The sequence below is a fragment of the Glycomyces sp. L485 genome, from assembly GCF_022548875.1.
In the GTDB taxonomy this organism is placed as follows: Bacteria; Actinomycetota; Actinomycetes; order Mycobacteriales; family Micromonosporaceae; genus Glycomyces.
Window position 1 is genome coordinate 112,263 of the sequence record NZ_JAKZEW010000003.1, and the last position, 24,109, is coordinate 136,371.

17 protein-coding genes are annotated in these 24,109 nt (G+C 68.3%); 8 read left to right on the forward strand and 9 right to left on the reverse strand.

Annotation, left to right across the window (positions count from 1 at the left end):
• Positions 1 to 84: 84 nt before the first annotated feature.
• Both L0U85_RS02980 and gltB read right to left on the reverse strand, forming a co-directional pair.
• The gene (locus L0U85_RS02980; RefSeq protein ID WP_241376196.1) at positions 85 to 1,554 is read right to left on the reverse strand and encodes a glutamate synthase subunit beta; all 1,470 of its coding nucleotides are present in this window, start codon (positions 1,552 to 1,554) and stop codon (positions 85 to 87) included.
• Positions 1,547 to 6,028 (reverse strand): glutamate synthase large subunit, encoded by a 4,482-nt coding sequence (gltB, locus tag L0U85_RS02985; protein ID WP_241376197.1) that lies wholly within the window; start codon positions 6,026 to 6,028, stop codon positions 1,547 to 1,549. The genes L0U85_RS02980 and gltB overlap by 8 nt, the downstream gene beginning before the upstream one ends.
• A 418-nt stretch (positions 6,029 to 6,446) precedes the next feature.
• Between gltB and L0U85_RS02990 the strand changes: the two genes are divergently transcribed.
• From L0U85_RS02990 to L0U85_RS03005, 4 genes are all read left to right on the forward strand, one after another.
• Positions 6,447 to 7,445: a hypothetical protein gene (locus L0U85_RS02990; protein ID WP_241376198.1), complete on the forward strand. Its 999-nt coding sequence runs from the start codon at positions 6,447 to 6,449 to the stop codon at positions 7,443 to 7,445.
• Between the two features lie 139 nt (positions 7,446 to 7,584).
• Positions 7,585 to 8,346: a hypothetical protein gene (locus L0U85_RS02995; protein ID WP_241376200.1), complete on the forward strand. Its 762-nt coding sequence runs from the start codon at positions 7,585 to 7,587 to the stop codon at positions 8,344 to 8,346.
• An 85-nt stretch (positions 8,347 to 8,431) separates the two neighbouring features.
• Entirely contained in the window at positions 8,432 to 9,373 is a 942-nt protein-coding gene (gene sigJ, locus L0U85_RS03000) for an RNA polymerase sigma factor SigJ (protein ID WP_241376201.1), read from the forward strand.
• A 104-nt stretch (positions 9,374 to 9,477) separates the two neighbouring features.
• Positions 9,478 to 10,749 (forward strand): FAD-dependent oxidoreductase, encoded by a 1,272-nt coding sequence (locus L0U85_RS03005; protein WP_347177343.1) that lies wholly within the window; start codon positions 9,478 to 9,480, stop codon positions 10,747 to 10,749.
• Here the strand turns inward: L0U85_RS03005 and hisS are convergent.
• Entirely contained in the window at positions 10,739 to 12,058 is a 1,320-nt protein-coding gene (gene hisS / locus L0U85_RS03010) for a histidine--tRNA ligase (protein WP_241376204.1), read from the reverse strand. The genes L0U85_RS03005 and hisS overlap by 11 nt on opposite strands.
• Before the next feature lie 46 nt (positions 12,059 to 12,104).
• Positions 12,105 to 12,782 (reverse strand): MBL fold metallo-hydrolase, encoded by a 678-nt coding sequence (locus L0U85_RS03015; protein ID WP_241376205.1) that lies wholly within the window; start codon positions 12,780 to 12,782, stop codon positions 12,105 to 12,107.
• 128 nt (positions 12,783 to 12,910) lie between these two features.
• On the opposite strand from L0U85_RS03015, the gene L0U85_RS03020 reads away from it, so the two are divergent.
• The 3 genes from L0U85_RS03020 to L0U85_RS03030 all read left to right on the forward strand — a co-directional run bounded on the left by L0U85_RS03020 (position 12,911) and on the right by L0U85_RS03030 (position 16,568).
• A complete protein-coding gene (locus L0U85_RS03020) occupies positions 12,911 to 13,228 on the forward strand; it encodes a hypothetical protein (RefSeq protein ID WP_241376207.1) in 318 nt (105 codons plus the stop codon).
• A 25-nt stretch (positions 13,229 to 13,253) separates the two neighbouring features.
• On the forward strand, positions 13,254 to 14,102 hold the full coding sequence (locus L0U85_RS21065) for a peptidylprolyl isomerase (RefSeq protein ID WP_241376208.1): 849 nt from the start codon (positions 13,254 to 13,256) through the stop codon (positions 14,100 to 14,102).
• A gap of 93 nt (positions 14,103 to 14,195) precedes the next feature.
• On the forward strand, positions 14,196 to 16,568 hold the full coding sequence (locus L0U85_RS03030) for a bifunctional (p)ppGpp synthetase/guanosine-3',5'-bis(diphosphate) 3'-pyrophosphohydrolase (RefSeq protein ID WP_347177337.1): 2,373 nt from the start codon (positions 14,196 to 14,198) through the stop codon (positions 16,566 to 16,568).
• A 224-nt stretch (positions 16,569 to 16,792) separates the two neighbouring features.
• Here the strand turns inward: L0U85_RS03030 and L0U85_RS03035 are convergent, their stop codons facing one another.
• The 3 genes from L0U85_RS03035 to L0U85_RS03045 all read right to left on the reverse strand — a co-directional run bounded on the left by L0U85_RS03035 (position 16,793) and on the right by L0U85_RS03045 (position 20,919).
• Positions 16,793 to 17,179: a hypothetical protein gene (locus tag L0U85_RS03035; RefSeq protein WP_241376209.1), complete on the reverse strand. Its 387-nt coding sequence runs from the start codon at positions 17,177 to 17,179 to the stop codon at positions 16,793 to 16,795.
• A 23-nt stretch (positions 17,180 to 17,202) separates the two neighbouring features.
• Positions 17,203 to 17,751, reverse strand: coding sequence for a hypothetical protein (locus L0U85_RS03040; protein WP_241376210.1), 549 nt, complete (start codon positions 17,749 to 17,751; stop codon positions 17,203 to 17,205).
• 189 nt (positions 17,752 to 17,940) lie between these two features.
• Positions 17,941 to 20,919, reverse strand: coding sequence for a BTAD domain-containing putative transcriptional regulator (locus L0U85_RS03045; RefSeq protein ID WP_347177338.1), 2,979 nt, complete (start codon positions 20,917 to 20,919; stop codon positions 17,941 to 17,943).
• A gap of 365 nt (positions 20,920 to 21,284) precedes the next feature.
• On the opposite strand from L0U85_RS03045, the gene L0U85_RS03050 reads away from it, so the two are divergent.
• On the forward strand, positions 21,285 to 21,596 hold the full coding sequence (locus L0U85_RS03050) for a LuxR C-terminal-related transcriptional regulator (RefSeq protein ID WP_241376213.1): 312 nt from the start codon (positions 21,285 to 21,287) through the stop codon (positions 21,594 to 21,596).
• Between the two features lie 394 nt (positions 21,597 to 21,990).
• On the opposite strand, the gene L0U85_RS03055 is transcribed toward L0U85_RS03050, so the two are convergent.
• Both L0U85_RS03055 and secF read right to left on the reverse strand, forming a co-directional pair.
• On the reverse strand, positions 21,991 to 22,623 hold the full coding sequence (locus L0U85_RS03055) for a hypothetical protein (protein WP_241376215.1): 633 nt from the start codon (positions 22,621 to 22,623) through the stop codon (positions 21,991 to 21,993).
• Between the two features lie 329 nt (positions 22,624 to 22,952).
• Entirely contained in the window at positions 22,953 to 24,101 is a 1,149-nt protein-coding gene (gene secF / locus L0U85_RS03060; protein ID WP_241376216.1) for a protein translocase subunit SecF, read from the reverse strand.
• Positions 24,102 to 24,109 lie beyond the last annotated feature (8 nt).

Below are 24,109 nucleotides of genomic sequence, written 5' to 3' on the forward strand. Positions count from 1 at the left end.
GAATGGAGTCCGATTGCAAAATGGAGGAACGCCGAATTGCGCGCGGGGTATTGTACGCCCGCGCGCAATTCGGCGCATTCGCACTTATGCGGTAAGCGGCTGTGCGTCGGCGGTGACCGGTTCGGGAAGGGCCACTTCGCCGCCGAGGTACCGGTGGACGGCCGCGGCCGCGGCGCGACCCTCGGCGATCGCCCACACGATCAGTGAGGCGCCGCGGTGCGCGTCGCCCGCGACGAACACTCCGGGCGAGTCGGTCTGCCAGTCGGCGCCGCAGTCGAGGACGCCGCGGCGGCTGCGCTCCAGGCCGAGCTGGCGCAGCAGCTGCTGGTCCTCGGTGCCGGCGAAGCCGATCGCCAGCAGCACCAGGTCGGCCGGGACGATCTGCTCGGTGCCGGGCACCGGGATGACGTCGCGGCGGCCCTGGGACTTGTCGACGGTGACCTCCGAGAGGCGCATCTGGCGGACGTGTCCGCGCTCGTCGCCGATGAACTCGGCGGCGGCGCTCCCGTAGTTGCGCTCCCCGCCCTCTTCGTGGGCCGGGTAGCTGCGCACGATGACCGGCCACGTGGGCCACGGGTCGCGGTCCTCGTCTCGCTCGGCCGGCGGCATCGGGTACAGGTCGAGCTGGCGGACCGATGCCGCGCCCTGCCGGTGGGCCACGCCCAGGCAGTCCGCGCCGGTGTCGCCGCCGCCGATGATGACGACGTGCTTGCCGCGCGCGTCGATGGGCGCGAACGGGGCCTTGCCGGCAGCGACCTGGTTGGCGCCGACGAGGTGCTCCATGGCCTGGTGGATGCCGGCGAGTTCACGGCCGTCCTGGTCGGTCTCGCGGCCCTCGAGAGCACCGACGGCCAAGACGACGGCGTCGTGGCGCTCGCGCAGGTCTTCGGCGGACAGGTCGAAGCCGACGTTGACGCCGCAGGCGAACTCGACGCCCTCGGCCCGCATCTGCTCGACGCGAAGGTCGATGTGGCGCTTCTCCAGCTTGAAGTCCGGGATGCCGTAGCGCAGCAGGCCGCCGGGCGCGTCGTCGCGCTCGTAGACGGTGACCGCGTGGCCGGCGCGGGCCAGCTGCTGGGCGGCGGCGAGGCCGGCCGGGCCGGAGCCGACGACGGCGACGGACTTGCCGGTGGAGAACTCGGCCGGGCGCGGAACGACGAAGTCGTCGTCGAAGGCCCGGTCGATGATCTCGACCTCGATGTTCTTGATGGTCACCGGGTCGTCGCCGATGCCGAGGACGCAGGCGGCCTCGCACGGGGCGGGGCAGAGCCTGCCGGTGAACTCCGGGAAGTTGTTGGTGGCGTGGAGCTGCTCGATCGCGGCCCTCCACCGTCCGGTGCGGGCCAGGTCGTTCCACTCGGGGATCCGGTTGCCCAGCGGGCAGCCGTTGTGGCAGAACGGGATGCCGCAGTCCATGCAGCGTGAGGCCTGCTTGGTGACCAGCTCACGGCTCGTGCGCTCGTAGACCTCGCGGTTGTCGAGGATGCGCACCGGCACCGGCCGCTTCTTCGGCACTTCGCGGCCGTGTTCGAGGAATCCGCTGGGGTCAGGCATGCTGCGCCTCCTTCTCCTGCGCTTGGGCGGCGAGCACGGCCTTGTACTCGGTGGGGATGACCTTGGTGAAACCGGATGCGGCCTTGGGCCAGTTGCCGAGCAGGTCGGCGGCGACCGAGGAGCCGGTCGCGCGGCCGTGGCGCAGCAGCAGGTTGTGGACCAGGTCGATGTCGGCGGCGCCGAGCTCGTCCAGGTCGACCAGCGTGGTGTTGGTGCGGCCCTCGTCGAGACGCCACACGTAGGCGACGCCGCCGGACATGCCGGCCGCGAAGTTGCGGCCGGTGGGCCCGATGACCAGGACTGTGCCGCCGGTCATGTACTCGCAGCCGTGGTCGCCGACGCCCTCGACGACGGCGACGGCGCCGGAGTTGCGGACGGCGAACCGCTCGCCGACCTTGCCGCGGATGTACACCTCGCCGGAGGTGGCTCCGTAGAGGATGGTGTTGCCCGCGATGACGTTGTCCTCGGCGGCGAACGGCGCCCCGGCGTCGGGCCGCAGCACGATCCGCCCGCCCGAGAGCCCCTTGGCGACGTAGTCGTTGGCGTCGCCGATGAGTTTGAAGGAGGCGCCGCGGGTGAGGAACGCGCCGAACGACTGCCCTGCGGTACCCCGGAAGGTCAGGTCGATCGACCCGTCCGGCAGGCCTTCACGGTGCTTGCGGCTGACTGCGGCGCCCAGGAGCGCGCCGACCGAGCGGTCGGTGTTGCGGATCGCGAGCTCGCGAGCGACGGTCCGGCCCTCCTCGATCGCGGGCCCGGCGATGTCGACCAGCGACGCGCCCAAGGACTTGCCGACCTCGTGGTCCTGGTCGCGGACCCGGACCCGCGTGCCCTCCGGTGGCGGCGCGATGACGTTGGACAGGTCGATGCGGGCGGCCTTGCGGCTCTCGCCGGCGATCTGGCGCAGCCGCTCGACGTTCCCGATGGCCTCGTCCAGCGACCGGTAGCCGAGCTTCGCGAGGTACTCGCGGACCTCTTCGGCGATGTAGCGGAAGAAGTTCTCGACGAACTCGGGGCTGCCGGTGTATCGCTCGCGCAGGACCGGGTCCTGGGTGGCGACGCCGACCGGGCAGGTGTCGAGGTGGCACACGCGCATCATGACGCAGCCGGCGACGACCAGCGGCGCGGTGGCGAAGCCGAAGCCCTCAGCACCGAGCAGCGCGGCGACGACGACGTCGCGGCCGGTCTTCATCGCGCCGTCCACCTCGACCTTGACGCGGTCGCGCAGGCCGTTGCGGATGAGGGTCTGCTGGGCCTCGGCCAGGCCGACCTCCCAGGGCGTCCCGGCGTGCTTGACCGAGTTGGCCGGGGCGGCGCCGGTGCCGCCGTCGTAGCCGGAGATGAGGATCGAGTCGGCCTTGGCCTTGGAGACGCCGGCGGCGACGGTGCCGACACCGACTTCGCTGACGAGCTTCACGTGGACCTCGGCGTCGCCGCCTCCGGCGTGCTTGAGGTCGTGGATGAGCTGGGCCAGGTCCTCGATCGAATAGATGTCGTGGTGCGGCGGCGGGCTGATGAGCCCGACGCCGGGGGTGGCGTTGCGGGTCTTGGCGATCCACGGGTGGACCTTCTTGCCGGGCAGCTGGCCGCCCTCGCCGGGCTTGGCGCCCTGGGCCATCTTGATCTGGATGGCGTCGGCGGTGGCCAGGTACTCCGAGGTCACGCCGAAGCGGCCCGAGGCGACCTGCTTGATCGCGCTGCGCCGCTCGGGGTCGTAGAGGCGGTCGACGTCCTCGCCGCCCTCGCCGGAGTTCGAGCGCCCGCCGAGGCGGTTCATGGCGATCGCGAGGGTCTCATGCGACTCCTGCGAGAGCGCGCCGTAGGACATGGCGCCGGTGTGGAACCGCTTGACGATCGACTCGACCGGCTCGACCTCCTCGATCGGCACCGGCTGGCGCGAGGCGGTGTCGAAGTCGAGCATGCCGCGCAGCAGCCCGGAGTCGGCCGACAGCGCGTCCACCTTCTCGGTGTAGCGCTTGAAGACCTCGTACTGGCCCGAACGGGTCGCGTGCTGGAGCAGGAACACCGTCTCAGGGTTGAACAGGTGGACCTCGCCCTCGCGGCGCCACTGGTGGTCGCCGCCGGGGGGCAGCGGCTGGTCGGGGTCGACCTTCTGCTCGTAGGCGCGGCGGTGCCGCTCGGCGACCTCCTTGCTCAACGTCTGGAGGCCGATGCCGCCGATGCGGGAGTCGGTGCCCTTGAAGTAGCGGTCGACGAAGTCGGCGTCGAGGCCGACGGCCTCGAAGACCTGCGCGCCGGTGTACGAGGCGATGGTGGAGATGCCCATCTTGGACATCACCTTGAGCACGCCCTTGCACAGGCCGTCGATGTAGTTCTGGACGGCCTGGGCCGGCTCGGCGTCGACGACGCCGGAGTCGCACAGCTCCTCGATGGAGTCGAACGCCAGGTACGGGTTGACGGCGGCGGCGCCGTAGCCGAGGAGCACGGCCGCGTGGTGGACGGTGCGGCAGTCACCGGTCTCGACCAGGAGCGCGACCTTGGTGCGGGTCTGCTCGCGCACCAGGTGCTGGTGGACGGCGGCGGTCAGCAGCAGCGACGGGATCGGCGCGAGGTCGGCGGTGGAGTCGCGGTCGGAGAGCACGAGGATGCGCACGCCGTCCTCGATGGCCTCGGAGACGTGGCGGCAGATCTCGACCAGGCGGTCCTTGAGGCCGCGTGAGCCGTGGCGGGCCTTGTAGACCCCGGAGACGCGCACGGCCTTGAAGCCCGGCATGTCCCCGTCCTCGTCGATGTGGAGGATCTTGGCCAGCTCGTCGTTGTCGAGGACCGGGCGGGCCAGCTCGATCTGGCGGCACGAGTGCGGGCCGGGTTCCAGGATGTTGCCCTCGGGACCGATCATGGTGCCGATCGCGGTGACCAGCTGCTCGCGGATGGCGTCGAGCGGCGGGTTTGTGACCTGCGCGAACAGCTGCGTGAAGTAGTCGTAGAGCAGCTTGGACCGCTTGGAGAGCCCGGCGATGGGCGTGTCCGAGCCCATGGAGACGACCGGCTCCGCGCCCGAGGAGGCCATCGGTGCCAGGATCATCCGCAGCTCTTCGTCGGTGTAGCCGAAGGTGAGCTGGCGGCGACGCACCGATTCGGAGTTGTAGGCGACGTGCTCGCGGTCGGGCAGCTCTTCGAGGCGGATGAGGCCCGCGTGAAGCCAGTCGCCGTAGGCGTGCTCGCCGGCGAGCTCGTCCTTGACCTCCTCGTCGTCGACGATGCGGCCCTGGGCGGTGTCGACCAGGAACATCCGGCCGGGCTGGAGGCGCCCTTTCTCGGCGACCTCGCTGGGCGCGAAGTCGACGACGCCGGACTCGGAGGCGAGGACGACGACGTCGTCGGTGGTGCGCCACCAGCGGGCGGGGCGCAGGCCGTTGCGGTCGAGCACGGCGCCGATCTGCGTTCCGTCAGTGAAGCAGACGGCCGCCGGGCCGTCCCAGGGCTCCATGATCGCCGCGTGGTAGCGGTAGAAGTCGCGCCGCTTGGGGTCCATGGTCGCGTTGTGCTCCCACGCCTCGGGCATCATCATGAGCATCGCGTGGGGCAGGCTGCGCCCGCCCAGGTGCAGCAGCTCGACGACCTCGTCGAACGCCAGCGAGTCCGAGCCCCCGGGCGTGTTGATCGGGAACAGGCGGCGCAGGCGGCCGGGCAGGTGCGCGCTGGCGAGCTCGGCCTGGCGGGCGGTCATCCAGTTGCGGTTGCCGCGGATCGTGTTGATCTCGCCGTTGTGCGCGACCATCCGGAACGGGTGGGCCAGCGGCCAGGACGGGAACGTGTTGGTGGAGAAGCGGGAGTGGACCAGGGCGATGGCGCTGGCGAGGCGCTCGTCGGACAGGTCGGGGTAGAACTGGGGCACCTGGGCGGGTGTGAGCATGCCCTTGTAGACGATGGTGCGGGCCGAGAGACTGACGATGGCGGAGCCGTCGAGGTGGCGCTCGCGCAGTTCGCGCTCGGCCTGCTTGCGCACGGCATAGGCGAGCCGGTCGAGCTCGATTCCGGCGGCCGTCTCGTCCTCGGCGGCCAGGAAGACCTGGCTGACGCGGGGCATGGAGGCCAGCGCGCCGTCGCCGAGGGGACCGGGGTCGACGGGCACGTCACGCCAGCCGACGACGCGGCAGCCCTCGGTGACGGCGTACTTCTCGATTATGGTGCGGACGCGCAGGGCGGACTGGTCGTCCTCAGGGGTGAAGATCAGCCCGGAAGCGTAGTGACCCGCCTCGGGAAGTGTGAAATCGACCACGTCGCGGTAGAAGGCGTCGGGAATCTGGAGCATGATGCCGGCGCCGTCGCCCGAGTCGGGGTCGGGCGCAGTGGCACCGCGGTGCTCCATGCGCACGAGCGCGGACAGGCCGCGCTCGACTACGCTGTGGGCGACCCGGCCTTGCATGTCCGCAACGAAGGCAACGCCGCAGGCGTCGTGTTCCCAGTCGGGGCGGTAAAGACCTGGTTCGGTGTTCAGGGCAGAACGCAACCTTGGCCTCCTTCGTCGTCGAGGGCTCCAGCAAGTGGGGCGCTGGAACACGGCGGTATTTCATACGGGACGACGTCGGCCCGAAAGAATGCAAAGTGTCAGACGAGTGTAATGCATCGCTCATCTACCGGACACCCTCGTCCTACGATACGAGCAGCTAGCGTCGTTTCTCACGTTGGTCGACCAGTCGTTGTGCAACGGTTTCGTAATAGCCGTGCAACGGATGTTCCCCGTCGGATCGGCGTGCGGCAGCGTGGCGCCGGGTGGTTAGAGTGTTGAAATTCCACGGTGCCCGTCTCCGCGATCGAGGCACCTGCCACGGCTCGGCTTTGCGAGCCATCCCCCTGGCGCTGCCGGATCAGCGCCTGTAGGCCCCTCCCGGCACTGCAACAGTACGTTTCCAAGGAGCAATTCACCAATGACCTACCTCCCACCCGGCGGCAACCCTCCGCCCCCCGGATACGGGCAGCAGCCCCAGCAGCCGGGATATCCCCCGCAGCAGGGTGGGTACCCACAGCAGCAGCAGCCGACGCAGCCGCCCCCCGGATACGGCCAGCAGCCCGGCTACCCGCCTCCCCAGCAGCCCGGCTACGGCGCCCCTCCGCCGCCGCCGGCCACGCCCGCTCCCGGCGGCGGAGGCGGCTTCGGCGACTTCGCCAAGTCCACCGGAAAAGGCCTGCTGTGGAAACTCGGCGGCCTCGCCCTCGTACTCGTCGTCGGCGGCGTCGTCGTCCTGGTGAAGGTGCTGGGCGGCGAGAGCGTCGGCCAGGCAATCGACAGCCTCGACGACGACAAGATCTCCCCGAGCGCCTCCGAGGGCGACTGCCTGATCGAGGACTGGGACACCAGCGCCGAGGACGGCGCCGCGTCCGACCCGACCGACGGCCTCGTCGTCGACTGCTCCGCCGACGAGGCGTTCTGGGAGATCACCAAGGTCGACACCGACATCCAGACCGAGGTCGACATCACGGGCGACGTGGAGTCCCTGGACGAGTTCACGGAGCTGTGCGGCGCCGAGATCATGAGCTACCAGCACGGCCAGGTGTGGAAGGACTTCTACTACGTCTACACCGAGGCGGACTTCTACATCGACTACGCCTTCTGCCTCCAGGCGGTCGACAAGGCCAACGCCGAAGGGCAGGCGCCGCGGATGCCGGACGTCGACGAGTGCTTCGACAACGACCCCGACTACTGGTACACCGTCGACTGCTCCTCACCGAACGCGGTGGGCGAGGTCGCCGATGTGATCGCGGTCGACCCTCCGGCTGAGATGACCGAAGACGAGCTCTACACCAAGGCCACCGACGAATGCACTGCCGGCGACAGCTACGCCTGGCTCAGCGAGCGGCCCGCGGACTCGCTCGCCGTCGAGAACAGCACGGCCGTCACGAGTCTGTTCTGCTACACCGCCCTCTAACAGGCCCGACCCTTCCAGGCCGCCCCGGCTACGCCGGGGTGGCCCTCGTCGTTCCAGGGGCGCTCGCACACTCCTCATATGATGGACTGCGACGATTGGGAGCCACCCCCTCTGCCCGGCGACGCCAATGGAGAACCAGATGACCTACCCGCCCCCGAACCCCTACGACCCCAACCAGCAGCCCGGGTACGGCCAGCCGTCGCAGCCCCAGCACTTCACCACAGACGCCGACCCCTACGCGCGCCCGGACCACCAAGGGCAGGCGGGATACGGTCAGCCCGCCTACCCGAACCCGCCGATGAGCGTCGCCCCCGGCAGCGTCCCGCCCGGCGTCCCGACAACCGGCCAGCCCTACCAGCCCGGACAGGCCTTCCAACCCGGCCAGCCCGCGCCCCTGCCGCCCCGCAGGTCGTCGAACCTGCCCTTGATCCTCACCCTCGTCGTCATCGTCGTAGCGATCGCCGGCGGCGCCGTCTTCATCGGCATGACCCTCACCGGCGAGGACGACGACGTCGCCACCGGGAACGAGACCACCGGCGAGGCCGAACCGTCCGAAGAGGGCGCCACCACCGAGCCGACGCCTGATGAGGCGACGAGCGAGGCCGGCGACGAGGCCGTCTACCGGCTCCCCAAGGTCGACGAGTGCATCGAGGACGTCAAGGAGGGTTTCTACGTCGTCGCCTGCGACGCCGAGACCGCCTACTGGCTGGTGCTGCACATCGAGCAGAACCCCGACGACCCCGATCCCGAGGACCCGTGGCACTCGGCCGCGGCGACCGACGCCTGCGAAGGCCTCGAATGGACCCAGTACTACTTCACCGACACGGCCGTCACGGCCGGGCGCGACTGGGATCCCGAGGTCGACTCGATCAACGCGATCTACTGCGTCCGCGAGGTGTAACGACAGGCGTCGAACGCGAAGGGTTGCCAAGGGTGGACCGGGCACAGCCCGGCCGGAATCACCGGACACCCCCTAGGATCGGCCCATGCCGCTCCCTCAACAAGAGGTGGACCTCTTCGAGGCCTCCAGGGCCCGCCTGGAGGCAATCGCCTACCGCATGCTCGGCTCGGCGGGCGAGGCCGAGGACGCCGTCCAGGAGACGTTCCTGCGCTGGCAGGGCGCCGACCGCGAACGCATCGAGGTGCCCGAGGCCTGGTTGACGAAGGTCCTCACCAACCTGTGCCTCAACCAGCTCACCTCGGCCCGGGCCAGGCGCGAGACCTATGTGGGCCAGTGGCTGCCCGAGCCGGTCCTCGACGGCGACCCGATGCTCGGCCCGGCCGAGACCGCCGAGCAGCGCGAGTCGGTCTCGCTGGCAGTGCTCACCATGATGGAGCGGCTCTCCCCCAATGAGCGAGCCGTGTACGTCCTGCGGGAGGCCTTCTCACACAGCCACGCCGAGATCGCCGAGATCCTCGACATCACCGAGGCCGGCAGCCAGCAGACCTTCAGCCGCGCCAAGCGCCACCTCGCAGGCAGGCCGCGCGTCGAGGTCGGCCCGGTCGCAACGCGCCGGATCGTCGAGGAGTTCCTCGCCGCCGCCGCCAGCGGCGAGACCGAACCGCTGGTCAGGCTCCTCACCGACGACGCGATCAGCGTCGGCGACGGCGGCGGCAAGATCCCCGCCCGCGCGAAGGCCGTCTCCGGTGCGCTCGCGGTGGCGAAGTTCCTGCGCGGCCTGTTCAAGCCGAGCGGCGGCAAGCGGGACATGATCGGCGGCAGCGCCCAGGTCTGGGCCGCCGTAGTCAACGGCGGACCGGCGGCCGTGGCGATCGTGGACGGCAAGGTCGTCGGCATCATGTCGTTCGAGATCGCCGAGGACGGCATCGCCGGCGTCCGGAACCAGGCCAACCCGGACAAGCTCGAGCGAGCCACGAGGCGCTGGGCCGAACGCGACCACGGAGCACCGCTCGGAACCTTCTGGTGACCCACTTCACGTCCCGTTCCTGTCAGGTTTCGCGACGCCGCCCGGTTCAGGGAGCGAACCGAACCAGACAGGAGTAGGTCATGGGACACGACCCGAACCATGTTGTGAAGCACCGCATCGTCGTTCTCGGGGCCGGATACGCCGGAGCCGGCGCCGCCGGGCGCCTGGCCAGGCGCCTCCACCCGGGGAACACCGAGATCACCCTCGTCAACGCCGAGCCCGATTTCGTCGAGAGGGTCCGGATGCACCAGCTCGCGGTGGGCCAGGACCTCAAGCCGAGGCCGCTCGCCGACATGTTCGAGGGCACCGGCGTGCGGCTCCGCCTCACCCGCGTGAGCTCGGTCGACGTCGACCGCAATACCGTCACGGTCCTCGACTCCGACGGGGCCGATGAGATCGAGTACGACACGCTCGTCTACGCCCTCGGCAGCGTCTGGAACGACCACGGGGTCCCCGGGGCCGCCGAGCGAGCCTACGAGATCGCGAGCCGCCCCGGCGCACTGAGGCTGCGTGAGCGCCTGGCGCGCGCGAACGCCGGACAGACCGTCACCGTCATCGGCGGGGGCCTGACCGGACTGGAGGCCGCGGCGGAGATCGCCGAGGCCCGGCCCGACCTGAATGTCGCGCTGGCGACCGCCGGCGACCTGGGCGACCGGTTCTCGCCGAAGGCCCAGGAGCACCTGTCGAAGGTGTTCGCCGGGCTCGGCGTCACCGTGCACGAGCACGCCGAGGTCGCGCGCGTCGAGGACGGTGCGGTCGTCACGCTGGACGGCAGGGAGATCCCTTCGGCGGTGACGGTGTGGACCGCCGGTTTCGCGGTCCACCCGATCGCGGTGGCGACGCCGATGGAGACCACCGGGACGGGCCAGATCATCGTGGACGGGACCATGCGTTCGATCTCGCACCCGGACGTCTACGCGGTCGGGGACGCCGGCTACGCGATGGGCGACACCGGCGAGCCGCTGCGGATGTCGTGCGCCTCGGGCACGCCTATGGCGTGGCAGGCCGCGGACGCGATCGCGGCCCGCCTGACCGGAGGGAAGTGCCCGCACGTGCCGCTGCGCTACTTCAACCAGTGCATCAGCCTGGGCCGCAAGGAGGGCCTGATCCAGTACGTGACCGCGAACGACCGGGCCTTGTCGTTCTCGCTTCGCGGCCGGATCGCCGCCCGGTACAAGGAGCTGGTCTGCAAGGCCGCGGCCTGGGGCGTCGCCAATCCGACTCTCGGCATGCCGGTGCGCCGCAAGCGCATCGCCCTAGAAGCCGCATCGGCGCGGACGACCTCCGCCGCCGCGATCAAGCGGCGGACGGTGGTCGATCGAACCGCGACCGGACCGAATACGTCCTCGGGTCGGTCGCGGCGCGTCAGGCGCTGACGATGCGCGGGTGCAGGTCTTCGGTCGGCGGTTCCCAGGAGTCGAGGTCGACCGGGACCTGCTCGCCCGAGCGGATGTCCTTCATCTGGAGCTCGTCGCCCGGGAACAGTACGAACGGGATGCCGCGCTTGTCGGCGAACTTGATCTGCTTGCCGTATTTGGCCGCCGAGGGCGACACCTGCGTAGCGACGCCGCGCGAGCGCAGTCGCTGCGCCAGCGCGTTCGCCTCCGACCGGCCGTCCTCGTCGGCCAGCGCGACGAGCACGCAGGTCGGGACCTCGCGGGTCGCGGTCAGTTTCCCGGACTGGAGCAGCGGCACCAGGATGCGCGAGATGCCGATCGACAGGCCGACGCCGGGGTAGGTGTTCTTGCCGTCCGAGGCGAGCGTGTCGTAGCGGCCGCCCGAGCACACCGAGCCGAGGCTCTCGTAGCCCTCCATGACGGTCTCGTAGACGGTGCCGGTGTAGTAGTCGAGGCCGCGGGCGATCTTCATGTCGGCGACGACGAGGCCGGGCGCCTCGGTTGCGGCGGCCTCGACGACTGCGGCGAGTTCCGCCAGGCCCTCCTCGAGGAGCGGGTCGCTGACGCCGAGGGCCTTGACTTCGTCGACGAACGAGGTGTCGGTCGAGGAGATCGCGGCGAGCTTGAGGCACGCGTCGGCCTGCTCGGTCGTTGCATCGAGCTGGTCGATGAGGAGCTTCGCTACGGCCTCGGCGCCGATCTTGTCGAGCTTGTCGATGATCCGCAGGGCCTCCTCGGTGTTCCCGATGCCGACGCCCTGGTAGAAGCCCTGGGAGAGCTTGCGGTTGTTGACGTGCATGCGAACCGGCGGCAGCGGCAGGCCGCGCAGCGCGTCGGCGATGACCAGCGGGATCTCGACCTCGTAGTGGGCGGGCAGGTCATCGCGGTCGACGATGTCGATGTCGGCTTGCCAGAACTCGCGGAAGCGGCCCTCCTGGGGGCGCTCGCCTCGCCAGCACGGCTGGATCTGATAGCGGCGGAACGGGAACTGGAGTTTGCCGGCGTTCTCGAGCACGTAGCGCGCGAAGGGTACGGTCAGGTCGAAGTGGAGGCCGAGACCGGCCTCGCCGGAGTCGGCCTCGGCCTGGAGCCGGCGCAGCACGTAGACCTCTTTGGACGTCTCGCCCTTGCGGAGCAGCTGGTCCATCGACTCGACCGCGCGGGTCTGGACGCCTGCGAAGCCGTGCAGTTCGAAGGCGCGGCGGAGATGGTCGACCACCTGCTGCTCGACGATGCGCTGCCGGGGCAGCAGTTCGGGGAAACCCGAGAGCGGCTGGGGTCGTGACATGGCTGTCTCCTCGTTCGGACTGGCTGCGATCGATGTGCGGCGGCGCTCAGCGATGGGGCCGCGCCGCCACCCGCTTGAGGTAGGGGTTGGTGGCGCGCTCGGTCGCCATGGTGGTGCGCGGGCCGTGACCGGGCAGGACGACGACCTCGTCGTCGAGCGGCAGCACCTTGTGCTTCAGGCTGTCCCACATCTGATCGTCGCTGCCGCCGGGCAGGTCGGTGCGGCCGATGGCGCCGGCGAAGAGGACGTCGCCGGTGAGCGTGTGCGGGTTCGCGCCGTCGCCGGTGTGGAACATGGTCGAGCCCTCGGTGTGGCCTGGGGCGTGGTCGGCCCTGAAGCGCATGCCGGCCAGCTCGAAGACGCCGCCGTCGGCGAGGATCTCGACGTCGTCCGGTTCGGTCCAGTCCAGGCCGGTGCCGAACATGGCGCTGGTGCCGGGACCGAAGCCGCGGGTGGGGTCCTCCAGGAGGTGTGCGTCGCCGGAGTGGATGTAGGCGGGCACGTCGTTGGCGCCGCAGACGGGCGCGACAGAGAAGGTGTGGTCTAGGTGCCCGTGGGTGAGGACGACGGCGACGGGCTTGAGCCTGCGCTCGGCGAGCACGTCTTCGAGGCGCGGTGCTATGCCGATGCCGGGGTCGACGACGACGCATTCTGAGCCGCGGCCGTCGGCCAGCACGTAGCAGTTCGTGCCGAACGCATCAGCCACAAGTGTCTCGATGAGCACCCGCTCCCCCTTCCCTAGCCGCGCCTCAGGATACACCTGGCAGGCAAGAGTGGCCCGCCTGACAGCGCCCGATACACTCCCTTTCGCATAACCCCTAGTACGAGCTGGTCAACCGAGGAGGCCCCGCAGTGCCCGCCAAGTCCAAGCACATGGAGCGGCGCAAGCAGCGCATCGCGAACGCGAAGAAGAATGCGCGCCTGGCGGGCAAATTCCGCCGCAGGCGCCGGCTCCAGGCGGCATTCGGACTGCTGGCGATCATCGTGCTCCTCACCGCCGGGTACCTGTGGCAGACCGGGTTCTTCGACTCCGAGGAGCCCGTCGAGGCCCCGGCCGTCACCGAGACCCCCGCCGAGGACATCAGCGAGATGCCCACCGTGGAGCCGACCGACGGCGAGGCCCCGACCAGCGAGGTCACCGAGACCCCGACCGCGGCAGAGACCGAATAACCCCCGATTCGAAGGAGAACCGACGGTGTCGAAACAAGCCCAGCGTCTGGCCGCCCGCCAGCAGCTCCAGCAGCGCATGGCCGAGAAGGCCGAGCAGGAACGCAAGCAGCGCACCGTCTGGTGGAGCATCGGCGGCGTCGGCGGGCTCGTCGCGCTGGTGCTCATCGCTTGGATCGCCGTCACGGTCTTCTCCTCCGACGAGGACGGGGACGAGGCTGGATCGACCGCCTCGGACGACACGGCGACCAGCGAGGCTCCCACCGAGTCCACCGAGACCGCTGTGCCGGACGGCCTACCGGTCCAGGAGGTCATCATCGACTCGATGACCATGAGCGACCCCGAGTCGGGCGAGACGGCCGAGTGCGTCTACACGCCGACGACCGGCTCCGAGGCACCGCCGGCCGAGCAGCCCGCGGTCGGCACGCAGGAGATGACGATCGAGACCGGCGTGGGCGCCATCACCGCCGAGATCGACACCGCGAACGCCCCTTGCACCGCCGGTTCGTTCACGTATCTGACCTCGCAGGGCTACTTCGACGGCTCGCAGTGCCACCGCCTGGTGACCCAGGGGATCTTCGTCCTCCAGTGCGGCGACCCCGACGCGCGCGCCGCGATCGAGGCCGGCACCCCCGAGGGCGCGGGCATGGGCGGCCCCGGCTACCAGATGGCCGAGGAGAACCTGCCCGCGGACGGCGAGAACAACTACCCGGCCGGGACCCTCGCGATGGCGAACGCCGGCGCGGGCACCACGGGCAGCCAGTTCTTCATCGTCTACGACGACTCGACGCTGAACCCCGCCTCCTACACGATCCTCGGCCAGGTGACCTCGGGCCTCGACGTCGTCGAGGAGGTCGCCGCCGCGGGCGCAATGTGACCTCACACCGCTCGACCCGCAGCTGGCTGTGGATAGGATGGGAACCTAAGCTTGATGAGCGATACCGGCGATTCGAGCTTCGAGGAGGCGACGGTGGTTACCGAACGAGCCGCAGGGCCCAGCGGCAAGCCCGCTGACACCGAGACGTCGGCCTCCGGCTCGGAGGCCGACGTCTCGGTCGGGCCCCCCACAGGGCGGCGCATGCGCGCCCGCCTGGCGAGGTTCAACGCTCCGTGGCAGTCCTCGACGCTGCCCGAGGTCCTCGAACCGCTGGTCGCGGCCCACCGCGCCGCCCACCCGCGCGCCGACGTGCGGCTGCTTCAGCAGGCGTACACACGCGCCGAGGAGCTGCACAACGGCCAGTTCCGCAAGTCCGGCGACCCGTACATCACCCACCCGCTCGCTGTCGCCTCGATCCTCGCAGAACTCGGCATGGACACGAACACGCTCGTCGCCGCGCTGCTGCACGACACCGTCGAGGACACCGATTTCAGGCTTGAAGAGCTCTCCGAGGAGTTCGGCGGCGAGGTCGCGCTGCTCGTCGACGGTGTGACCAAGCTCGACCGGGTGAAGCTGGGAGACGCGGCGAAGGCCGAAACGATCCGCAAGATGGTCGTCGCGATGGCCAAGGACCCGCGCGTGCTGGTCATCAAACTCGCCGACCGGCTGCACAACATGCGGACGCTGACGTTCCTGGCCCCGGAGAAGCAGGAGCAGAAGGCCCGCGAGACTCTTGAGATCCTCGCTCCCCTGGCACACCGCCTGGGCATGAACACCATCAAGTGGGAGCTGGAGGACCTGTCCTTCGCCACCCTGTACAAGAAGCGGTACGCCGAGATCGCGCGGCTGGTCTCCGAGCACTCCCCGCAGCGGGAGATGCTGCTCCAGCAGGTCACCGCGCAGGTCAAGGAGCAGCTCAAGGACGCCCGCATCAAAGCGGAGGTGTCGGGGCGGCCGAAGCACCTGTATTCGATCTACCAGAAGATGATCGTGCGCGGCCGCGACTTCAACGACATCTACGACCTGGTGGGCCTGCGGATCCTCGTCGAGAACGAACGCGACTGCTACGCGGCGCTCGGGGTGATCCACGCGTGCTGGCAGCCGGTGCCGGGGCGCTTCAAGGACTACATCGCGATGCCGAAGTTCAACATGTACCAGTCGTTGCACACGACGGTCATCGGACCGAACGGCAAGCCCGTCGAGATGCAGATCCGCACGTGGGCGATGCACCGCACCGCCGAGTACGGGATCGCGGCGCACTGGAAGTACAAGGAGACCAAGAACTCCACCGTGGCCGGTCCGCCGGCGCACATCGACGACATGGCCTGGCTGCGCCAGCTGCTCGATTGGCAGCGCGAGGCGGCGGACCCGTCGGAGTTCCTCGACGCGCTGCGCTTCGACCTGGCGTCATCCGAGGCGTACGTGTTCACTCCCAAGGGCGATGTGATCGCGCTTCCCGCGGGGTCGACACCGGTGGACTTCGCATACGCCGTTCACACCGAGGTCGGGAACCGGTGCATCGGCGCTCAGGTCAACGGCAAGATCGTGCCGCTGGAGTCGACGCTGTCGAACGGCGACGTGGTCGAGGTGTTCACGTCCAACTCCCAGGACGCCTCGCCCAGCGAGGACTGGCTGAACTTCGTCAAGAGCCCGCGCGCCCGGACGAAGATCAAGCAGCACTTCAAGCGCGAGCGGCGCGAGGAGGCGATCGAGCTCGGCAAGGAAGAGCTCACCCGCGCGATGCGCAAGCGGCGTTTGCCGATGCAGCGCATGCTGACGCACGACAACCTGACGTCGCTCGCGAAGGACCTGAACCTCAAGGACGTCGAGGCGCTGTATGCGGCGCTCGGCGAGCACCACATCAGCCCGACGCATGTGGTGACGCGCCTGTTGGAGGTCCAGGGAGGCGCCGAGGGCGCCACCGAGGACATGGCGGAGGCGACGGCCCCGACCCAGCCGGCGCGGATCGTGCCCGAGGAGCACGGCGACATCCACGTCGGAGTGACGGTGGCGGGCATGGACGAGGGCGACATGCCGGTGCGCCTTGCCCACTGCTGCAACCCGATCCCTGGCGACTCGATCATCGGCTTCGCCACGCGCTACCACGTGATCAGCGTGCACCGCCGCGATTGCGAGAACGCCGAGGAGCGCGTCGAGCTGCAACCTGACCGGGTGCTTGAAGTCCGCTGGTCGGCCGAGGACGACCAGGCGACCTTCGTCGCCGCCGTGCAGGTAGAGGCACTGGACCGCCACCGGCTGCTCGCCGACGTCACCCAGGTCCTGTCGGGAGAGCGCGTGTCGATCCTGTCGGCCACGGTCACCACCACGAGGGACCGCGTCGCCTTGTCCCGCTTCACTTTCGAGATGGCAAACCCCGAGCATCTGGACCACATCATCAAGGTGATCCGCAAGATCGACGGCGTCTACGACGCCTACCGCCTGACCGGAGCCGAATCCAAGCCCTGACCATACGAACAGCTGTGGGCCGCAGACGCCTTGCCAGGCGCCAACTCGCCGCTGTGCCGAACCCGGACGAACCCTGCCCTTCCTTGGCATCACTCGCCAAACCGAACCCTCGGGAACTTGGTCAAGCCCTGATTCCAGTGGCGGCATAACCACAGTCTTCAAGAGCGGTCATCAACCTGATGACCGCTCTATATCGAAGGTCCCGACCAGGGGCAGGCTGCCATTCAGCAGCTGATATACCGCGCGGTCTCCCTGAAGCCATCGAAGCCTTCGCCGATGACCTGCAGGTACGACCGGTACGTTCCTGTCCTGCAAGGCGCTGTCAATGTGTACACGATGTGGAGATTCCCCCTGTAGGTTTTAGTACGGCTGTTTTTCGAGGGCCCGTGGAGATGGCTGTATGCCGTCCAGTACTTGCCGGCACACCCGGATACTTGAATACGGTATGTGGTGTGGATTTTTGACCCGGACCTATACGGGCTGCTGATCTCAGTGGTGAGGGAGCAAGCCGCAGCTGCTGCGGGTGATACCGGTACGACCGCGCCGAGCACTCCGACGCCTATGGCCGTCAGCGTCACCGCCAGTTTGGTGAAAAATCGTCGATACTTCACGGTTCTTTCCTTTCGGCTGCTCATCAGCACGACGTAACGTACAACGACGCGCTTCTGTGCCAGTGTTCGGTGCTGTTCCGCTTGATCAGCAGCTCAGTGGCCACGGTGCCCTTCTGGCAAGACGTGCTGGTGCTGACTTTGCCGCTGGTCGGTGGATAGGTCCGGAAGCTCCATGAAGTCAGCGTGTCCCACAAGTCCCTGTAGGAGTGCGCCTTGACGCTGAGTGTGACCGTAAAAGGACTGCTCCCGCACCCTGAGATCTTGTAGTATCCCGACCCGCGTATACGTCCCGATGTCGACTTTCTGGGCTTGTATGCGATGGAGGTCAGGATGCAGCCGGCGAGAACGCCGACGACCTCGGTGCCACCCTCATACTCGGTTATCTTCAAGTACCCGTCCGGCTGCGATTCGTACCGGGTTTCCAGCATCGCACCGAGCTCGGATTCGCCCGCCGGGACGAGTTCATCGCCATCGGCTCTCGCCGCGGCCGGGTCGGCGGTCACCAATCCGGCTGCGAGGATCAACGCGAGCGCCAGAACCAGCGACACGCGCAGTCTCGATCTGATAATCATGAACCGCTCCTCCTTGTCAGTATTTTGTGGATATCGCCTTTGGGAGCCATCGGCATCCGGCGTGAATCACCATTGCAGCGAACGATGCGCCGCACAAGTCTTGCGACGCAGGTTGAATCGATCGGCTCAACGGTGCGCCCGATGGCGCACTACCTGCCCTGGATGTCGACACCGCCGTCGGCACGTTGCCTACCGAATCCTGGCGCATCCCTCTGTGTCCGCGGTGATCGCGAATCTCGCGGGAATCGGGACGCCGATCTCGGCATGCACCCGCGCAACCTGGCTCCGGAGTTGACGGGCCACCTCCGCACCGCCCGACTCGGCGGCGAAGCGCGACAGCAGCCACAGCGCCCAGGCTTCCCCCGTCCGGTGTCCGGCCGCGCCGAGAATCGCGGCCGCCCGACGCGCCGATTCGGCGGTGCTCTCCAACGCCCCTTGACGTAGGTCGGTCTCAGCCACGAGGTTCAGTGCCAGTCCCGCGGCGATCCGAAAGCCCCCCGCGGCCGCGAGTTCCAGTGCCTCCTCGGCGTCCCGTCTCGCCACGGCGACCTCGCCGAGGCCGATGTGCCCGACCGACCGGGCGGTCAAGGCATCGATCCTCGCTCCTATCAGGTCGGTGCCGGTGACTTCCAGCGCACGGGTCGACGTGCCCACCGCCTCACGGTGCCGCTCGAGCCGGTTGAGCACGATCGCCGCCTCCGTGAGTCCCGACGCGAGGTGTCGTCGCGCGCCCTCTTCTGACGCCTTGTCGACGGCCGCGCGCGCGTATTTCAGGGCGGTGTCCTGGTCTCCCAGCTCGGAGTACAGGGCCGCCATGGTCTCGCAGGTCCCCCGGCTGAGCGTGCCTTCGCCGCCCGCCTCGAGGCTGACCAGCCGATCCACGTGCACTTCGGCGTCGGCCACGCGACCCAGGTCGATGAGTGTCAGGACGAGGTCGCGGAGGTGCGTGGCCTGGAGGGTGATGCTGCCGATCTGTTCGGCGATGGTCAGCCCGGTTCGGTGCAGCCGCAGTTCCTCTCGCAGATCTCCCAGCGCGCCGCGCGTCACCGCTAGGGCACCAAGATTGACGCACTGTGCCCGAAGGCGGTTACCGGCGCGGTTGATCCCGAGCGCCGCCTCGCCGTGGTCGGCGGCGTCCTGGAGCCTGCCCCCCTGCCAGCAGGCGACGGCCATATTGTGGTTGGCCGAGGCGCGCCCGGCGTCCCAGCCGAGGCCACGCGACAGTTCGATCGCACGCTCCGCGTGCGGAATGACCCGCGTGAAGACCTGCGCCTTGAGGTAGGCGGTCGACAGTGCGAGTTCTGCGACCGCCTCCCCGGCGCGGCTGCCTTCTCCTCGGGCTCCTTGCAGGGCCGCATGGCCCAGGGCCAGGAAATCGGTCGCGCTCCATTCGACCCAGGCGTGGCCCCTCAGGGCGTCGGCGAGCCGCCAGGCGACCGACCCGAAGCCGCTGGCACTGGACGACCGTGCCACGGACAGGAGATTCTGCCGCTCGTCTTCGAGCCAGCGAAATGCCTTTTCCGATCCGGGCACCGCCGATTCCGTCTGGGCGAGGGGGGCAGTGAGTCTCGCGTGCCCGGAGTACAGGAGGCCGCTCACGGCGTCGGTCACGTCCGCGTACCAGGTGAACAGACGCGCGAGCGCGGCGACGCCCTCGGGATCCCGTGCTCCGGTCAAGACCGCGGCTATGCGCAACGCCAGCGGAAGGTTGCCGCCGCGCCACGCAAGCTCGCGGACCTCGGGCCGATCGGATGAGCGCGGCACCCGCAGCAGTGTCTTCAGGAGCTCTCCGGCCTCTTCGGAGGACAGGGGAGCGAGTTGCATGAGGAAGCCGCCTCGCTGTGCGAGGAGACCGCCGAGCTGGTCGCGGCTCGTCACGATCACCAGCGAGTCGAAGCCCCCCGGGAGCAGGTGGATCACCTGCTCGGCCGAGGCGACGTTGTCCAACAGGACCAGCATGCGTTTCCCGGCCGTCTCGGTGCGGAACCTGGCGGCCGCCTGTTCGAGCTCGGTCGGGATCAGGTCGCTGCTGAGTCCGAGCGATCTCAGCAGGGACGAGAGCGCCTCGATGGGACGGAGCGAGGGCAGCGGGGAGAACCCGCGCAGGTTCACGAACAACTGTCCGTCGGGGAATTCGTCGGCTATCCGGTGCGCCCAATGGACCGCCATGGAGGTCTTGCCGACACCGGCCATTCCCGCGATGACCACGACGGTCGAGGGCGGTATTCCCTTTTCCTCGTCTCCGAGACGCACGGACTCCAGTTCGATCAGTTCGGCGACGCGCCCGGTGAAGTCGATGACACCAGCCGGCAGTTCGCGTGGGCGGGCCGGCTCTGTGGCGCCCGCCTCGACCACCGACCGTTCAAGCGGTGTCCACGTCCCGTCAAGGCTCTCTGTTGCGACTGTATCCAAAATCCCCTCGTGGCACAGTATCGCCTCGTGGACGCGCTGTAGCTGCGCACCGGGCGCGATGCCCATCTCGTCCCGCAGTATTCTTCTGGTCTCGTGGAAGACCCGGAGCGCCTCGCCCTGTCGGCCAGCACGGTACAGCGCGAGCATTCGCAGGGCGGCCAACCGCTCACTGAACGGATTGCTTCTGGACAACGGTTCGATCTCGGCGATCAGTGCGTAATGGTCGCCAAGGTCTAGCCTGACCTCGAGCAGCTCCTGCCCTGCGAGGAGACGGTCCTGTTCAAGGCGCTGGACCTCTCGGGCGACTATGCCGAACGCCTGGATGTCGTCGAACGGCGCCCCTCGCCACAATTGCGCTGCTGCAGTGAACAAGGAAAGGGCCCGCTCAAGGTCCCCCTTGCCCCGTGCGCGTCGCGCGGCGGTCGCCAGTTCGTCGAATGCCTTCGCGTCGAATTCATCCGCGCTGACCTGGATGCGGTAGCCATTTACTTGATGGGCGATACGAGCTGGATCGCCCAGATTATGGCGCAGTCGATGCATGTGGACCATCAACGCGCTTCGCGCATTCGATGGGAGTTCCTCGCCCCAGATCGCTTCAATCAGTGAATCCACAGTCACCGGATGCCCCGTCTTCGAAAGCAGTCCGGCCAACAGCCTCCGCTGGGCTTGGGCCCTCAGGAGCAGTCGCTCGCCGTTTCTCGTCACCTCCATCGGACCGAGTACTTTGAGCTCGAAAGAATCTGACGCTGCTTGCATTCGTCACCGGCCTTGCTAGGGAATGCCTGGTCCGGACAGGGTAGGGCGGACTCGCCTGCCCATCTGAATGCGCATTTTGCGCCGATTCGCAGTATCGCGCGCTGGCATCTCGCGGGAACCCGGACGACGCCCGGCAGACCGATTCGGTTGGATCCGCGGTCCACCGAGGCCGCCGAAGAGCCGAAGGATCGAGTAAGTCAACTGTAAGCGGGCATCGGCATCATGCTCCTGAGAGCAAGCCCGAGCACCGCATGACCGGTCGATCCGATCCGACGACCGATTGGCTAAACCTCCGACTTGCACCATCTGAATACGGTTCAAATAGGCCCGATCGTATGCAATCTGCGTAGCTAGGAGAACTTCGGATGCCCGGCAGCCAGTACCCAGACCTCGATCCCATCGAGCACATCACCCCTCGCCAGCGTCAGATCCTCATCCACTTGGTCCGCGGAAAGACGCGCGACGCCATCGCCAGGGAGCTCTTCCTCTCGCGTAGCACCGTCAACCGCGACATCCGCGATATGTCCGACACGCTCGGCGCGCCGTCGGCGGAGGCGCTCGGCGCGCTCGCGTATCGCGCGGGCATTCTCAGCGAGGAGCACCTCCGAGCCTCATCTAAGGCAAGCGCCGACCTCGATAAGGACGGTCTTCTCGCGCCGGATCGCCTAGTGTCCTGATCCGGAGGTTCGTTGCAATAGTCGGTCTTGTATTCGCAGGTGCTTCCCGATGTTCTCTTTGGCGGGCTTGGTCCAGACGAAAGGGTTGGGTTCGGTGTCGTAGTGCTTGACCCAGGCGTCGATCTGGGCTTTGAGTCGGCGGTCAAGTCGAACTCACCGCGGGCGAGCAGCTTGTTCTGGATGAGGCCGAACCAGCGTTCGACCTGGTTTCATCACTCCCGCCAACGCCCCCACGCCCATTGCCGGGCTCCTCGAAGCGCACCTCCGACGTCGTCGACTCCCGTTCCAGGCCAGACAGATCGCCGCTGCCGCACAACGCCGATTGGCGGGTCGGCTTCCCGGTCGGTCCGGAGAAGGACGCCTTCCTCGGATCTCGTGGTAGAGCGCCTTCGTATCACTCATTCACGGTGATTGTCATGTGCAGACCGCTGTCTGGACCATACGTCCAGGCCGCGAGATAAGACCCGAACTCCGCCTCTTGTCGGCCGTCTATTGCACGGGTCGACGAGATGTGCGATAGGTCCGCCTCGGAGGCACCGAGGAATCCCAGTATGCAGGCGAGCTCTTCCACAGAATCATCCGCGTTGTCCTCGGCGGCAATACCTTCACCGATGATCGTGCGGCCGTTGTCGCCGAGTCGGAAGAACTCGGAGCCCTCGGCGCATTCCGTCAACGCCGCATCGAGCATGAGTGTCGCATCATCCGTTTCCGGCTCAAGGGACGGCTCGCCGGTCACCGTTTCCTCAGCGCTGGTCGTCGGTTCGGTCGCGATCGGAACCTCGCCAGGCTTCGGACTGTAAAGAACGCCTCCGGTGACCACGCCGACCGTGAACATGACGGCCGCGATTGCACCCGCGATCACCCACAGCACCGCCTTGGGCAACGGCTGCTTCGGCTGTCGCCGCGCCTGGAACGGCGGTCCACCGTGCGGCGACGGTCCGCGCTCCGGAAGATACCCGCCTGGCGCTGGCGTCCCTGGCGGAGGCGATTCGCTCGGCGGCCGGTAGTCGCGGCCGGAGTCGTCCATTCGTCCAGCATCCCATCGGATCTCAGCTACCGCAGGCTGTCGCCGGAGCCGATCGACGCTCCAGGCTTCATACGGCGGGTTCGTTCCAGTCGATGCGGTGCGTGGACTGCCAGGCGGTCCTCTCGGGGCCGGTGGCCGGGTATGGCCTGGAGTCGCGTTCGGGGATCGACTGGGGGCGTATCTCAGGCGCGGTCGTACTCTTTCGCGAGTGGTCCGCGCCATCTCCAAGATGAGGAGCAAGCGGGACGAATAGCCTGCCACGCTCAGTGAACGCGAAGAGCGGGCGGACCCGGAACCGGATCCGCCCGCTCTGACGTGTTCTCAGATCGTCAGCGGCGCTTCTTGCGGCGCTGCTGCGGGCGCGAGGGGCTCGAGCTGGGGGCGCCGACCGAGGCGGTCGTCTCCTCCAGCAGCTCGAGCGGCACCTCGTTGGTCTTGGCGGTCCGGAGCCGGTCGTCGTCCTCGTCGCCTTCGTCGGTCCCGCCGCTGCGCTTGTTCGCGACCTTCTGGTTGTGCTTCTTGTAGACCGGGTGGCGCTCGGCCATGTCCACCACCCAGGGGGCGGCCAGGAACACCGAGGAGTACGTACCGGTGACGATGCCGACGAACAGCACCAGCGCCAGGTCCTTGAGGGTGCCGACGCCGAGCATGCCGACGCCGATGAACAGCAGAGCGCCCACCGGCAGGGCACCGATCAGCGAGGTGTTCAGGGAGCGCATGAGCGTCTCGTTGACGGCCTCGTTGACGCCTTCGGCGAAGGTCTGTCGCCGCGTCTGGAGCAGGTTCGCGGTGTTCTCCTGGACCTTGTCGAATACGACCACCGTGTCGTACAGCGAGTAGGCGAGGATCGTCAGCATGCCGACCATCGTCGACGGCGTGACCTCGAATCCGACCAGCGAGAAGATCCCGGCGGTCAGCACGAGGTCATGCCCGAGCGCGGCCAGCGCGGCGATCGCCATCCGCCGCTCGAAACGCAGCCAGATGAACACGGTGATCAGGAACAGGAACACGACCAGCGCGATGAGCGCCTGCTGGGAGACCGCGGCACCCCAGGTGGCCGAGACCTCCGAGACGGAGATCTGGTCGGAGCTGACGCCGACCTCGTCGGCCATGGCCTGTCGGACGGCCTGGGAGGTGTCGCCGTCGAGCTCGGCGGTGCGGATGACGAACGTCTGGTCCTGGCCGACGCCGGCGATCTGTCCGGAGGCGACGTCGGCTCCCGCTCCCGCGGCGGCGTTCTCGACGTCGGTGATCGTCGAGCCGCCGGTCGGGACGGTGTACTGGTTGCCTCCCGCGAAGTCGATGCCCAGGGTGAAACCCCTGATGAGCATGATCACGATGCAGGCTGCGATGACGATTGCCGACCCGAGGTACCAGCGCTTGCGGCTGGCGACGAACTGGAAGTCGGTCTCGCCCCGGTAGAGCTTGCTCCACACGGAGAGCCTGTTGGTCTCGGCGTTGTTCTGCTCAGTGCTCATGGGTGCTC